We start from the raw sequence: 12,345 nt of genomic DNA on the forward strand, positions 1-12,345 counted from the left end.
TCTTTCCCTTCCGTCCGCCCCTTCTTTCTGCTTCTCTTCGTCCCTTTTCTCCCGCGCATGAACGCCGCCCCTCCTTCCCGCCCCCGCATCGCCGTCGTCGGCAGCCTCAACATGGACCTGGTGCTGCGCGTGCCCCAGGCGCCCGGCGCCGGCGAAACCGTCATGGCGCATTCGCTGAACCACATTCCCGGCGGCAAGGGCGGCAACCAGGCCGTGGCGTGCGCCCGCCTGGGCGCGGACGTGCACCTGTTCGGGCGCGTGGGCGCCGACGGCAACGGCCAGGCGCTGCGGGCGGCGCTTGACGCCGACGGCATCGACCACTCGGGCGTGCAGACCGACGACAGCGCCCCGACCGGCGTGGCCGCCATCGTGGTGGACGACGCGGCGCAAAACCGCATCGTCGTGGCCGCCGGGGCCAACCTGCGGTTCGTGCTGGACCCCGCCACGCTGGCGCCCGCGCTGCAGGGTGCGGCCTGCCTGGTCGCCCAGTTCGAAGTGCCGCTGCCCCAGGTGCTGGCCGCCGCCGCCCAGGCGCACGCCGCCAGTTGCCGCGTGGTGCTGAACCCCTCGCCCATGCAGCCCCTGCCCGATGCGCTGTGGCCGCTGGTGGACACACTGGTCGTGAACGAGGTCGAGGCCGCCGCCCTGGTGGGTGGTGCTGTCCAGACCCCGGACGAGGCGGCGCACGCCGCCCGGCGGCTGCGCGCGCGCGGCCCGGCGCGCGTCGTCGTCACGCTCGGCGCCGCCGGCGCCGTGGCGGCCGATGCCTATGGCTGCCGCCACCACCCGGGCATGGCCGTGCAGGCCGTGGACACCACCGCCGCCGGAGACACCTTCCTGGGGGCGCTCGCCGTCTCGCTGGGACGGGGCGAGGCGCTCGATCCGGCCGTGCAGGGCGGCATCCGTGCCGCGGCGCTGTGCGTGACCCGGCCCGGCGCCCAACCCTCCATTCCCACGCGCGACGCCGTCGCCACCAGCCCCCGCCCACCCGACTGGAGATTGCTATGAAACGCCGCGCTTTGCTGCACGCCGAACTCTCGCATGCCATCGCCTGCATGGGCCACGGCGACATGCTGGTCATCGGGGACGCCGGCCTGCCCATTCCCCCCGGGCCGCGCCGTATCGACCTGGCCGTCACGGCCGGCATCCCCGCCGTGGACGAGGTGCTGTGCGCCGTCCTCTCCGAACTGCAGGTGGAACGCGCCATCGTCGCCACCGAAGCCGTGGAACGCGCCGAAGGCCAGTTGCCGGACTGGTGCCTGCTGCCCGTGGCGCCCGAGACCGTGCCGCACGAGGAATTCAAACGGCTGTGCCAGCAGGCGCGGGTGATGGTGCGCACCGGCGAATGCACGCCCTATGCGAATGTCATACTCATCGCCGGCGTGACGTTCTAGACGGCCCGGGGCGGCGCGCCATGAAAGCCACCGCCATGCCCCCCCTTTCGACGCCCTCCGGGCCCGCGCCCCTGCCCCCTGGCATGACCGTGCTGGAGCGCGGCTGGCTGTCGGCCAACAACATCGTGTTCATCGGCGCCGGGCACACGGCGGTGGTGGACACCGGCTACTGCACCCATGCCGCGCAGACCGTCGCGCTGCTGCAGGGCGCACTGCACGGCCGCGCGCTGGACCGCGTGCTCAACACCCACCTGCACAGCGACCACTGCGGCGGCAACGCCGCGCTGCAGGCGGCCTGGCCCGCCCTCGGCACCTTCATTCCCCCGGGCCAGGCGGCCCACGTGCGCCAGTGGGACGCCAACGCCCTGAGCTACACGCCCACGGGCCAGGACTGTCCGCCGTTTCGCATGGACGGCGTGCTGCAGCCGGGCACTGAAGTGATGCTCGGCGACCGGGCCTGGCAGGTGCATGCGGCCCCCGGGCACGACCCGCATTCGATCGTGCTGTTCGAGCCGGTGGACGCCGTGCTGATCTCGGCCGATGCGCTGTGGGAGAACGGCTTCGGCGTGGTCTTTCCCGAACTGGAGGGCGACAGCGCCTTCGCCGACGTGGCGGCCACGCTCGACCTGATCGAGTCGCTGGCGCCGCGCACCCTCGTTCCCGGGCACGGCCGCGTCTTCACTGGCCTCGCCCCGGCGCTGGACACCGCCCGCCGGCGGCTGGACGGCTTCGTGCAGGCGCCCGAAAAGCACGCGCGCTACGCCGCCAAGGTGCTCGTCAAGTACAAGCTGCTGGAGTGGCAGCAGGCCGAGGCGGAGCGGCTCTGGGCCTGGGCCGCCGCGACGCCGTACTTCGCGCTGCTGCACGCGCGCTACTTCGCCGACCAGCCGCTGCAGGCCTGGATGGAAGGCACGGTGCAGGACCTCGTGCGCTCGGGCGCGGCCGCCCTCCAGGGCACGCAGATCCACAACCGGTAGGGCAGAAGGCGCGCCCCCCGGCCTTGCTGGCGCGACACGCCCGTGCCGGGGCCGCTTGCACCTCCCACCCCTCGCCCGGTGCACCTCCCGTGCGCAATTTGTGGCGGAAATCTTACAAATTGTCAGATTCCACGCCGCGCCTCTGTCAGACAACACCTTAACGAGAGTGATTCGTATCAATAATCGCGGCTGTTTTTGGTTCTGACAACAAAATGAAACACTCCAACCCCGTCAAGAAACCCCGCAGCCTCCGTCTGGCCGAGGGCGTTGCCGCCAGCCTCTCCACCGCCGTGCTGCTGCCTTGGGCCGCCATGGCCCAGACCGCACCGCCGCAGGACGCCACCGTCCTGCCGACCGTGACGGTGCAGGACCAGGCCATCGATCCCAACCCCAACGCCGAAGTGGGCGCGCCCTACAAGGCCAAGACCTCGGCCGACGTGCGCCACACGCGGCCCCTGGCGGAAACGCCCCAGACCATCTCGGTGGTGACCAAGGCCGCGATCGACGACTCCGGCTTCACCGACCTCAAGCAGATCCTCGCGGCCCAGCCCGGCATCACCCTGGGCACGGGCGAGAACGGCAACGCCTTCGGCGACCGCTACATCATCCGCGGCCAGGAAGCCCGCAGCGACGTTTTCGTGGACGGCCTGCGCGACCCCGGCATGACGACCCGCGAGAGCTTCGCCATCGAGCAACTCGAAATCACCAAGGGCCCAAACTCGACCTTTGCCGGCCGCGGCTCGGCCGGTGGCGCGATCAACGCCATCACCAAGCAGGCCACGCTGGACTACGACTTCTCGCGCGTCTCCGTGGGCGCGGGCAGCGACGGCTACCGCCGCGCCACGCTTGATGCCAACAAGGGCTTCTCGGACCAGTTCGCGCTGCGCGCCAACGCGCTCTACAGCACCGAAGGCGTGCCGGACCGCGACCCGTCCAAGCGCCGCCGCGAGGGCCTGGCGCTGTCGGGCCTGTGGGAAGCCAATGCCAACCTGTCGGTCACGCTGGACTACTACGGCCTGCGCGCCAGGGACAAGTACCCCGACCTGGGCAGCTACCTGCTCGGCACGGTGCCCAACCGCGTGCCCGCCACCGGCGTGCCCTTGTACGCGCAGAACCAGGACTTCCTGAACTCCGACGTGGACGCCCTGACGGCACGCGTCAAGTGGCGCATCGCGCCGGACAAGACCCTCACCAGCCTGACGCGCTACGGCACGTCCGACAACGGCTACGTGGTCACCGGCGCCTCGGGCGGCACGCGCTACAGCAACGGCACGCCGTTCACCAGCGCCTCGCTGAGCACGCACAACGGCTGGCAGGAAGTGAAGTACTTCGCCCACCAGACCAACCTGCGCTGGGACACCGAGATCGCCGGCAAGAAGAACGAACTCATCTTCGGCCTCGAATACACGGACCACCAGGTGACACGCGGCAACTACGCCGTCACCAACACCGGCGCATTCAACTGCCGCACGCAGGCGGGCACGGGCGCCAACACGGCCTATTGCCTCTCGGGCCCCACGGGCGCCGTCACGCCGGGCCTGAACTCCATCATGGGCCGGCAGATCGCCCAGACGCCCTGGGCCAACGACTGGCAGGTCAAGAGCTTCGCGCTCAGCGCCATGGACACGGTGGACCTGACCGACAAGTGGACGGTGTTCGGCGGCGTGCGCGCCGACTACACCGACTTCAGCCTTGTCACGCGCAACGCCGCCACGGCCGCGCAGACGGGCAACTACGCCTATACCGATACCCTGCTCAACGGCCACCTGGGCGTGTCGTACAAGATCAACCCCATGGGCATTGTGTACGCCAGCTACGGCTCGGCCCAGGACATCAACGGCGGCGAATCCGACACCGGCACCAGCAGCGGCTACGGCGGCCTGGTGGTCTACAACGGCAGCGCCGCCGGCGCCAAGCCCGAGACCTCGCGCAACCTGGAAATCGGCACCAAGTGGAACCTGCTGGACAACAAGCTGCTGTTCACGGCCGCGGCGTTCCAGACCACCAAGTCCGACGTGATGGAGGGCGCCAACTACGACTCGCTGGGCACCTTCAACACCGGCAAGAACCGCGTGCGCGGCGTCGAATTCGGCCTGGTGGGCAACGTGACCTCCCAGTTCACGGTGCAGGCCGGCGTGGCGTTCATGAAGTCCAAGGTGCTCAAGTCGGCCACGGCGGCCAACGTGGGCCTGCCGCTGTCGAACTTCGCCGACCGCTCGTTCTCGGTGCAGGGCAAGTACCAGCTGACCCCCGCGCTGTCCGTGGGCGCCACGGCACGGCACGAAAGCGACCGCTGCGGCGGCCAGCCCGACACCGGCGCGAGCTACACCAACGGCACCTGCGCGCAGCCCGTGCCCTCGTTCACCGTGTACGACCTGTTCGCTTCGTACCGCCTGAACAAGCACGCCGACATCCGCATCAACGTGCTCAATGCCGGCGACAAGGACTACTACACGGCGGTGTACCGCTCGGGTTCGTTCCTGTACAAGGGCGACGGGCGGGCGGTGCGCGTCACGCTCGACTACGAGTTCTGATCCACGCGCTGGCAACGGCGCCCCGGGTCTGATCCAATGCCGGGCTCTGCCCGGCATTGCCGCTTTCAACGATGACTCCAGCCCTTCCCTCCACCGCACCGCCTCCGCCGCCGGACCGCATTCCGCCCGGCGTGCACGGCGCGCTCGACTACGCACTGCTCGCACCGAAGCACATGGACGCCGCGCACCATGCCTACATCGCGGGCGGCAGCGGCCTGGGCACGTCGGCACAGGCCAACCGGCGCGCCTTCGACGGCTGGGCCGTGCTGCCGCGGCTGCTGCGCGACGTGCGCCACGGCCATGTGCGGGCGGTGGTGGGCGGCGAGGCCTGGGAGCACCCGCTGGCCCTGGCGCCGGTGGCGTTCCAGGCCCTGGCGCACCCGCACGGCGAGATCGCCACCGCGCGCGCCGCCGAGGCCACCGGCACCTGCCTGGTCGCCAGCACCCTGTCGTCCCGCACGCTCGAATCGATCGCGCAGGCCAGCGGCCCGGCGCGCTGGTTCCAGCTGTACTTCCAGCCGCGGCGGGAGGACACGCTGCAGCTGGTTCGCCGCGCCGAGGCGGCCGGCTACCGCGCGATCGTCGTCACGCTGGACGCGGCCCTGCAGACCGCCGGCCGCCAGGCACTGGCGGCGGGCTTTCGTATGCCGCTGACCTGCGTGGCCGAGAACCTGCGCGACCAGCCCCCGATGGAGCCGCCCGCCCCGCAGCCGGGCCAGGGCCGGGTCTTCCATGCCATGCACTTCGCGCCCACCTGGGCCGACCTGGATTGGCTGATGGCGCAGACGCACCTGCCCGTCTGGGTCAAGGGCGTGCTGCACCCCGACGACGCCACCGCCTTGCAGGCCCGGGGCGTGGCGGGCATCGTCGTCTCCAACCACGGTGGGCGCGGCCTGGACGGTGCCCCCGCCAGCCTGCAGATGCTGCCCGCCGTGCGGGCGGCGGTGGGCACCGGCTGGCCCGTGCTGTTCGATGGCGGCATCCGGAGCGGCACCGACGTGTTCAAGGCGCTGGCGCTCGGCGCCGATGCCGTGCTGATCGGCCGGCTGCAGGTCTATGCGCTGGCCGTGGCCGGCGCGCTGGGCGTGGCCCACCTGCTGCGCCTGCTGATCGAAGAACTGCAGGCCTGCATGGCGCTGGCCGGCTGCGCCACGCTGGCCGACATCGGCCCGGGCGCGCTCGTGGCCCAGCCGCCGGCCTTTCCCTCCTTGTCCGAAGAAACGCCATGCTGATCACCCTCGAACACGTTCTGGACCCGGACGAAGTCCGTCACTTCCGACAGCGCCTGGATGGCGCCGACTGGCGCAGCGGCAGCGCCACCGCGGGCACGCTGGCGCGGTCGGTCAAGCGCAACGAACAGCTCGACGACGCCAGCGAGGTGGCGGTGGAACTGGGCCAGCACCTGCTGCGGGTGCTGGGCCGCCACCCGACCTTCATCGCGGCCGCCCTGCCGCGCAGGATCCACCCGCCGAAGTTCAACCGCTACGCCGACGGCGGCACCTATGGCGCGCACGTGGACAGCGCCGTCATGCAGTGGCCCGGCACGCAGCAGTCGATGCGCACCGACGTGTCGGCCACGCTATTCCTCTCCGATCCGCACGAATACGACGGCGGGGAGCTGGAGATCGAAGGCCCGTTCGGTGTGCAGGGCGTCAAGCTCGAAGCCGGCGACCTGGTGCTCTACCCTTCCAGCAGCCTGCACCGCGTGACGCCGGTCACGCGCGGTGCGCGCATCGCCTCGTTCTTCTGGATCGAAAGCCTGGTGCAGGACGAGGGCGATCGCACGCTGCTCTTCGACCTGGACCAGACCATCCAGCGCCTGACCCCCTCGCTGGACGCCGCCGACCCGCGGCTGCTGCAGCTCACGGGCGTGTACCACAATCTACTGCGCCGCTGGGCGCAGACCTGACACGCTGCGCCGGCCGAAACCGTTCCGTCCTCCCATTCCCTTTCTTTGCAGGAGCCCCCCATGAATTCCACCCCCTTTCGCCGCGCCGCCATCGCCCTGGCCCTGACCGTGGCCGCCGGCGGCGCCTGGGCGCACGGCGACGTGCAATGCCCCGCCCATCCCGCTTCGGAATGGCGCCCCCACACCGAGCTGCAGGAAAAGCTGGTCAAGGAAGGCTGGACCGTGCGCCGCATGGAAAAGACCCCCACCTGCTACGAGGTGTACGGCAAGGACCCGCAGGGCAAGCGCGTGGAGGCGTTCTTCGACCCCAAGACGCTGGAACGCGTTGAAGAAAAGTAATCCGCCCCACCCGCCCGTCCCCGTGTGGGACGCGGCGGTGCGGCTCCTGCACTGGTCGCTGGTGGCCTCGGTCGCCGCGGCCTGGATCACCCGCTACCGGCTGGGGCCCCTGCACGAGAACCTGGGCTACGCCGCCCTGGCCATCGCCTGCGCACGCGTGGCCTGGGGCTTCGCGGGCCGGCACCACGCGCGCTTCGCGCAGTTCGTGCGCGGGCCGGCCGCCACCTGGGCCTACGCACGGGCCGTGGGCGCGGGGCGCGCGCCGCGCCACCTGGGCCACAACCCGCTGGGCGGCTGGATGGTGGTGGCGCTGCTGGGATGCATCGGGCTGCTGGGGTTCACCGGCTGGCTCTACACCACCGACTTGTTCTGGGGCTACGGCTGGCTCGCCAACCTGCACGAGGGCCTGGGCTGGGCCCTGCTGGGCCTGGTCGCCCTGCACGTGGGCGGCGTGCTGTTCACCGGGTACAAGCACCGCGAGAACCTCCTGCGAGCCATGGTCACCGGGCGCAAGGCCCCGCCCACAGGCGACGACGTGCCCTGAGCGCCGGCAGGCCGGTGGATCGGCCGGCGGGGCTTCAGAAGCGGTGCTGCTGCGCGCACCCCATCACGTGGTTGCGGTCGTTGGAAATGCACTGGTAGAAGTCGCGCTTGACGCCCGTGGCCGATTCGCAGTCGCCGACCGTGATGTGGCTGCGCGTGGCGCGGATCTTGCCCGCGGTGGCTTCGTATTGCTCGCGCGACAGGTAGCCGTCGCGCGCGTTCTTGTCGCCGGTCTCCAGCATGGTGTCCAGGCCCGAGGTCGCGTTGCTCACCGCCCTGCCGCAGGACAGCGGCACCTTGCCCGGCTGCGTCTTGGTCAAGCCCTGCGCCAGGCCGTTCACTTGGTCCTGCACGTCCCGGGGCAGCTTGCGCGGCGCGGTGCCGGAACCGGTCCCGCCGCTGCTGCCGAACGGCACCGTGTTGTGCAACTGCGGCTGCTCGGCCGTGGACAGGTCCGGCGGCTGCTGGCCATACTGCGTGCGGCCCTGCGCATCCACCCACTTGTAGACCGGCTGCGCCGAAACGGCCCCGCACAGCAACCCGGCTGCCACGGCGATGGCCGCAGCGGCCCCGATTCTCTTCTTCTTGGACATGGCTTTTTTATGAAACGGCCGCCCTCCGTGGCCGGGTGAAACCGCGGTGCCGGGCGCCCTCGCACCCGGCACCGCGCAGGAATCAGGGCAGGTCCTTGTTCGGCTCCGGCACCGCGGCATCGCGCGGCCCCACGCTGCCCAGCCGCCCCTTGAGCGACTGCGGCTGACCGCTCAGGATCGCGGCGTACAGCGTCGTGTTGGCCAGCACCTTCTTCACGTAGTCGCGCGTTTCGCTGAAAGGCACGTTCTCCGCCCAGATGGCCGCCTCCAGCAGCGGGCCGTTGCGCCAGTTGCGCGGGCGGCCCGGGCCGGCGTTGTAGGCCGCCGCGGCCAGGGGCATGGAGCCGTCGAAATCGTCCAGCGCGAGCTTGAGGTAGGCGGTGCCGATGGTGATGTTGGTCTCGCGGTCGTTGATCTGGTCGGGCGTGAAATTCGCCATCCCGATCTTGCGGGCCGTCCAGCGGGCCGTGGCCGGCATCACCTGCATGAGGCCGGAGGCCCCCACCCCCGAGCGCGCGTCCATGACGAAGCGGCTTTCCTGGCGGATGAGCCCGTACACGTAGGCCGGATCGAGCCCGATGGCCTGCGACCGCGCCACCACCGTGCTGCGAAACGGCATGGGAAAGCGCTGCGATGCGTCGAACGCCGCCTTGGTGCGCTCGCTGGTGTTGATGCAGCGGTCCCACACCTCGCGCTGGCATGCGAATTCGGCGGCGGCCAGCAGCTCGCGGTCGGCCATGCCGCCCGGGCTGTGCAGGTTGGTGGCGTAGTTCCATTCGCGCACGCCTTCGCCGCGAAGCCCCAGCAAGATGGCGTACAGCCCGCGGTTGAGCGACGGGTTGGCGCGCACGGCGGCCTTTTCCTCGGGCGTCGGCGGCAGGGGCGCGGCCGGCAGCACCACGCGCTGTCCCAGCTCTTCCAGGGCCAGCATTTCATAGAAGCCGTTGGTGCCCGCGATGCGTTCGAGCAGCTCGCGGGCGCGGGCCTTGTCTTCGTCGCCCGGGCGGTTGGACAGCCAGGCGCGGGCACGCCAGTAGGTCCACGTGCTGTCCTGGCGGGCGGTGGGCGACATGGCGTCGATGGCGCGCGCCACCTGCTTCCACTGCCCGGCCCGCAGGGCGGCGCGCACCTTCCAGCCCAGGGTGTCGTCGGAGAGGTCGGCGTCCTTGGACACGTTGCCGAAGTAGCCCATGGCGTCCGGCGACAGCGCGATCGCCGTCTGCTTGCCGATCACGCCCCAGACCCAGTTGCGCTCCTCGGACGACAGCTGCACGCCCCACTTGGCATCCAGCAGCCGCGCCGCGGCGCCAGGGTCGGCCATGGCCATCTTGATGAGCCCGAGCACGACCAGTTCCTGGCGCACGCGCCCGGCGGCCGTGGCGCGGCCGGCCAGGAACTTCACGGGCGAATCGAACACCTCGCGCAGCTGCGGCAGCGCCTCGGGCGCCACGATCTCGACTGCGTTGCGCGTGGCGCGGGCGCGGTTGGCCTCGGCCGACAGGCGCGCCTTGCGCCAGATGTCCATGGCCGTGACCTTCTTGTCGGCATAGAACTCGGCCACCGCGTGCGTGCAGCCGTCGTCGGCCTCGCGCTGGCCGTACCAGTTGCGCAGCACCTCGTCGATGGCGCCGGCCGGCGCCGTGCCCTTGATCTGCTCGATCAGCAGCGCGTAGCAGCGCACCTCGCGGTCGTCTCCCATGCGGAACTGCGGGTGCAGCTCGGAAAACTGCACCCAGTCGCGGCGCTGGCCCACCAGCAGCAGCCAGTCGTTGCGCAGGCGGTCCTCCTGGTAGGTGCCGGCGTAGCGCAGCAGGAAGGCGCCCACCTCCTGCGGCAGGGCCTCGCCGAGGCGGGCCCGCAACTCCCAGTAGGCGGCCCAGGGCTCGAGCACGTGGCCACGGGCACTCGGCAGCAGCTGGGTGAGCCGTTGCCGGTCGCCCTTGCGGAAGGCCTGCTGCATCTCGAGCAGGGTATCGTCACCCCGGTTTTGCGCGACCGCAAGGGTCGCGCCACCGGCGAGCAAGGCGCCCGCGACGAGCGGTGTCAGAATCTTGAGCAATTGCATTGGGGGAATTATGTGATGGACAAAGCAGCCCTGCGCCGCGCACTGGTAGAAGAACGCCTGAACCTCCCCGACCGCCTACAGCGGGCGGACCTGCTTCAGCGCGTCATGCGAATCTGGCTGGTGGACCGGCCCGACACCGTCATCGGGGCCTACTGGCCCATTAAGGGCGAGTTCGACCCGCTCCCGGCGCTGCACCGCTGGAAGGAAGACGGCGAACTGCTCGACGAGCCCCAGCGGCGACGCATCGGGCTGCCGGTGGTGGACAAGGTGCATAAAACCCTCACCTTCCATGCCTGGTACCCCGGTTGCCCGATGGAGGAGGACGCCTACGGCATCCCCAAGCCCAAGGACACGGAGGTGATCGTGCCCTCCCTGCTGTTCGTGCCGTGCGTGGGCTACGGCCCCGGCGGCTACCGGCTGGGCTACGGCGGCGGGTTCTACGACCGCACGCTGGCCACGCTGCAGCCGGTGCCCACCACGGTGGGCCTGGGCTTCACGCACGGCTACATCGACGACTTCGAGCCCGAGGCCCACGACCTGCCGCTGAATGCCATCCTGAACGACAACGGCGTGGTCTGGCCGATCTGACCGGCCAGGGTCGCCAGGCACCGCTGATGCGCGGCGCGCATCAGTCGCCGGGCGAAAAGGCATCGAAGGGCCGTGCGGCGGCGTCGTAGGATGCACCTCCCGTTTTCCGAGGTGAATCCCATGTTCCAGCTCTACATCGGCAACAAGAACTACTCCTCCTGGTCCATGCGCCCCTGGGTGCTGCTGCGCCAGGCCGGCATCGCGTTCGAGGAAGTGCCGCTGCGTTTCGACAGCTTCGACGAAGGCTCGCAGTTCAAGCAGAAGATCCAGGCGGTCACCCCCACTGGCAAGGTGCCCGTACTGGTCGACGGCGACCTGGCGGTGTGGGACACCCTCGCCATCGCCGAATACGTGGCGGAAAAGCACCCGGACAAGGCGCTGTGGCCTGCCGACCCGGCCGCCCGCGCGCGGGCCCGCAGCGTCTGCGCCGAGATGCACAGCGGCTTCTCCGCGCTGCGCGGCGCCTGCCCCATGAACATCGAGGCCCGCCTGCCCGACACCGGCGCCCTGCTGTGGCGCGACCGCCCCGCCGTGCGCGCCGACGTGGCGCGGCTGATCGAGATGTGGACGGCGCTGCTGCAGGCGCACGGCGGCCCGCTGCTGTTCGGCGGGTTCACCATCGCCGATGCCTTCTTCGCCCCCGTGTGTTCGCGCCTGACCACCTACGCCCTGCCGCTGCCCGCGCACATCGCGGCCTATGTGGAGCGCGTGCTGGCGCTGCCCGGCGTGCAGGACTGGGTGCGCGGGGCCGAGGCCGAAGCGGACTTCCTCGACTTCGAAGAGCCCTACCGGCTCGGCCGCACGGCGCGCTGATCGGCGAAGCGCCCGCGAAGGGGCGCTTCGCAAAATGGAACATCGCTTCCGGCCTGCGGCAGGAGCATGGCGGGAGCGGCGGCACGCTGTGAACGCAGCCACTCCAGGACCAGAGTTCCATGCGTTCCACCTACTTCAGCACTCCGCCCGATCCGTCCCTGATGGGCGTGGACCGGCCCGGCCGGCCGCCCACGCGGTTCGCCATTCCGCCCCCGCCGTTCACGCCGGGCCACGGCACCCTGCCGGACAGCGATTTCGGTCCGAGGGCAGACGGCAGCCTCTCGTTCGACCGGGCCGTGGCCGCGCGCCACCACCCCGAACTGCTGGCCTGCCTCGACCGGCTGCAGGGCGATTTCGAGGCGCGCGCCATCTCGGGACCGCACGGCATCAAGACCCTGCGCTACAGCCATTCCTACGAGGCCCAGCGCATCGAGGTGATCCGCGGCGCGCTCGCGCGGCTGACGGCCGACAAGCGCTGAGCGGCGCGAGGTCGGCGACGCCCTGCAGCCCCCCGAGCGCCAGCCAGCGTCCACTGTCCTTTGCTATATTTTTAATAGCAAAACAGGCATGAAATCCGCCGGCATGGCACC

The 12,345-nt window shown here is 70.6% G+C and carries 13 protein-coding genes; 11 read left to right on the top strand and 2 right to left on the bottom strand.

Annotated features, from left to right (window positions below; translation table 11 throughout):
• The first annotated feature begins 57 nt into the window (after positions 1 to 57).
• The 8 genes from rbsK (at position 58) to AVTE2539_RS22045 (ending at position 7,697) form a co-directional block, all read left to right on the top strand.
• Positions 58 to 1,008 (top strand): ribokinase, encoded by a 951-nt coding sequence (rbsK, locus tag AVTE2539_RS22010; RefSeq protein WP_284413894.1) that lies wholly within the window; start codon positions 58 to 60, stop codon positions 1,006 to 1,008.
• A complete protein-coding gene (gene rbsD / locus AVTE2539_RS22015; RefSeq protein ID WP_284404829.1) occupies positions 1,005 to 1,394 on the top strand; it encodes a D-ribose pyranase in 390 nt (129 codons plus the stop codon). Before rbsK ends, rbsD begins: the two co-directional genes overlap by 4 nt.
• 35 nt (positions 1,395 to 1,429) lie before the next feature.
• On the top strand, positions 1,430 to 2,371 hold the full coding sequence (locus AVTE2539_RS22020; protein ID WP_284413897.1) for an MBL fold metallo-hydrolase: 942 nt from the start codon (positions 1,430 to 1,432) through the stop codon (positions 2,369 to 2,371).
• Between the two features lie 212 nt (positions 2,372 to 2,583).
• The gene (locus AVTE2539_RS22025) at positions 2,584 to 4,905 is read left to right on the top strand and encodes a TonB-dependent receptor (protein WP_284413899.1); all 2,322 of its coding nucleotides are present in this window, start codon (positions 2,584 to 2,586) and stop codon (positions 4,903 to 4,905) included.
• A gap of 71 nt (positions 4,906 to 4,976) precedes the next feature.
• Positions 4,977 to 6,137, top strand: a complete 1,161-nt coding sequence (locus tag AVTE2539_RS22030; RefSeq protein WP_284413901.1) for an alpha-hydroxy acid oxidase — start codon at positions 4,977 to 4,979, stop codon at positions 6,135 to 6,137.
• Positions 6,131 to 6,814 (top strand): Fe2+-dependent dioxygenase, encoded by a 684-nt coding sequence (locus tag AVTE2539_RS22035; RefSeq protein WP_284413902.1) that lies wholly within the window; start codon positions 6,131 to 6,133, stop codon positions 6,812 to 6,814. Before AVTE2539_RS22030 ends, AVTE2539_RS22035 begins: the two co-directional genes overlap by 7 nt.
• Positions 6,815 to 6,874: 60 nt before the next feature.
• Complete coding sequence (locus AVTE2539_RS22040) at positions 6,875 to 7,153, top strand: PepSY domain-containing protein (RefSeq protein WP_272565219.1); 279 nt, start codon at positions 6,875 to 6,877, stop codon at positions 7,151 to 7,153.
• Positions 7,140 to 7,697, top strand: coding sequence for a cytochrome b/b6 domain-containing protein (locus tag AVTE2539_RS22045; RefSeq protein WP_284413903.1), 558 nt, complete (start codon positions 7,140 to 7,142; stop codon positions 7,695 to 7,697). Before AVTE2539_RS22040 ends, AVTE2539_RS22045 begins: the two co-directional genes overlap by 14 nt.
• Positions 7,698 to 7,731: 34 nt before the next feature.
• Here AVTE2539_RS22045 and AVTE2539_RS22050 read toward each other — a convergent pair whose 3' ends face one another.
• Complete coding sequence (locus AVTE2539_RS22050; RefSeq protein WP_284413905.1) at positions 7,732 to 8,289, bottom strand: DUF4124 domain-containing protein; 558 nt, start codon at positions 8,287 to 8,289, stop codon at positions 7,732 to 7,734.
• Between the two features lie 82 nt (positions 8,290 to 8,371).
• Complete coding sequence (locus tag AVTE2539_RS22055) at positions 8,372 to 10,354, bottom strand: lytic transglycosylase domain-containing protein (RefSeq protein ID WP_284413907.1); 1,983 nt, start codon at positions 10,352 to 10,354, stop codon at positions 8,372 to 8,374.
• A gap of 15 nt (positions 10,355 to 10,369) precedes the next feature.
• Here AVTE2539_RS22055 and AVTE2539_RS22060 point away from each other — a divergent pair, with 15 nt between their 5' ends.
• The 3 genes from AVTE2539_RS22060 (at position 10,370) to AVTE2539_RS22070 (ending at position 12,234) form a co-directional block, all read left to right on the top strand.
• A complete protein-coding gene (locus AVTE2539_RS22060; protein ID WP_272565224.1) occupies positions 10,370 to 10,942 on the top strand; it encodes a 5-formyltetrahydrofolate cyclo-ligase in 573 nt (190 codons plus the stop codon).
• 120 nt (positions 10,943 to 11,062) lie between these two features.
• Positions 11,063 to 11,755, top strand: coding sequence for a glutathione S-transferase family protein (locus AVTE2539_RS22065; protein WP_284413909.1), 693 nt, complete (start codon positions 11,063 to 11,065; stop codon positions 11,753 to 11,755).
• A gap of 119 nt (positions 11,756 to 11,874) precedes the next feature.
• On the top strand, positions 11,875 to 12,234 hold the full coding sequence (locus AVTE2539_RS22070; RefSeq protein WP_284397961.1) for a hypothetical protein: 360 nt from the start codon (positions 11,875 to 11,877) through the stop codon (positions 12,232 to 12,234).
• The last annotated feature ends 111 nt before the right edge of the window (positions 12,235 to 12,345 follow it).

Source organism: Acidovorax sp. SUPP2539, assembly GCF_030158975.1.
GTDB lineage: Bacteria > Pseudomonadota > Gammaproteobacteria > Burkholderiales > Burkholderiaceae_C > Paracidovorax.

Excerpts from the sequence above, each read along its gene's own strand:
- AVTE2539_RS22060 (WP_272565224.1), top strand. The coding sequence starts at position 10,370 with ATGGACAAAGCAGCCCTGCGCCGCGCACTGGTAGAAGAACGCCTGAAC.
- AVTE2539_RS22030 (WP_284413901.1), top strand. The coding sequence starts at position 4,977 with ATGACTCCAGCCCTTCCCTCCACCGCACCGCCTCCGCCGCCGGACCGC.
- AVTE2539_RS22020 (WP_284413897.1), top strand. The coding sequence starts at position 1,430 with ATGCCCCCCCTTTCGACGCCCTCCGGGCCCGCGCCCCTGCCCCCTGGC.
- rbsD (WP_284404829.1), top strand. The coding sequence starts at position 1,005 with ATGAAACGCCGCGCTTTGCTGCACGCCGAACTCTCGCATGCCATCGCC.
- AVTE2539_RS22040 (WP_272565219.1), top strand. The coding sequence starts at position 6,875 with ATGAATTCCACCCCCTTTCGCCGCGCCGCCATCGCCCTGGCCCTGACC.
- rbsK (WP_284413894.1), top strand. The coding sequence starts at position 58 with ATGAACGCCGCCCCTCCTTCCCGCCCCCGCATCGCCGTCGTCGGCAGC.
- AVTE2539_RS22050 (WP_284413905.1), bottom strand. The coding sequence starts at position 8,289 with ATGTCCAAGAAGAAGAGAATCGGGGCCGCTGCGGCCATCGCCGTGGCA.
- AVTE2539_RS22035 (WP_284413902.1), top strand. The coding sequence starts at position 6,131 with ATGCTGATCACCCTCGAACACGTTCTGGACCCGGACGAAGTCCGTCAC.
- AVTE2539_RS22065 (WP_284413909.1), top strand. The coding sequence starts at position 11,063 with ATGTTCCAGCTCTACATCGGCAACAAGAACTACTCCTCCTGGTCCATG.
- AVTE2539_RS22055 (WP_284413907.1), bottom strand. The coding sequence starts at position 10,354 with ATGCAATTGCTCAAGATTCTGACACCGCTCGTCGCGGGCGCCTTGCTC.
- AVTE2539_RS22025 (WP_284413899.1), top strand. The coding sequence starts at position 2,584 with ATGAAACACTCCAACCCCGTCAAGAAACCCCGCAGCCTCCGTCTGGCC.
- AVTE2539_RS22070 (WP_284397961.1), top strand. The coding sequence starts at position 11,875 with ATGCGTTCCACCTACTTCAGCACTCCGCCCGATCCGTCCCTGATGGGC.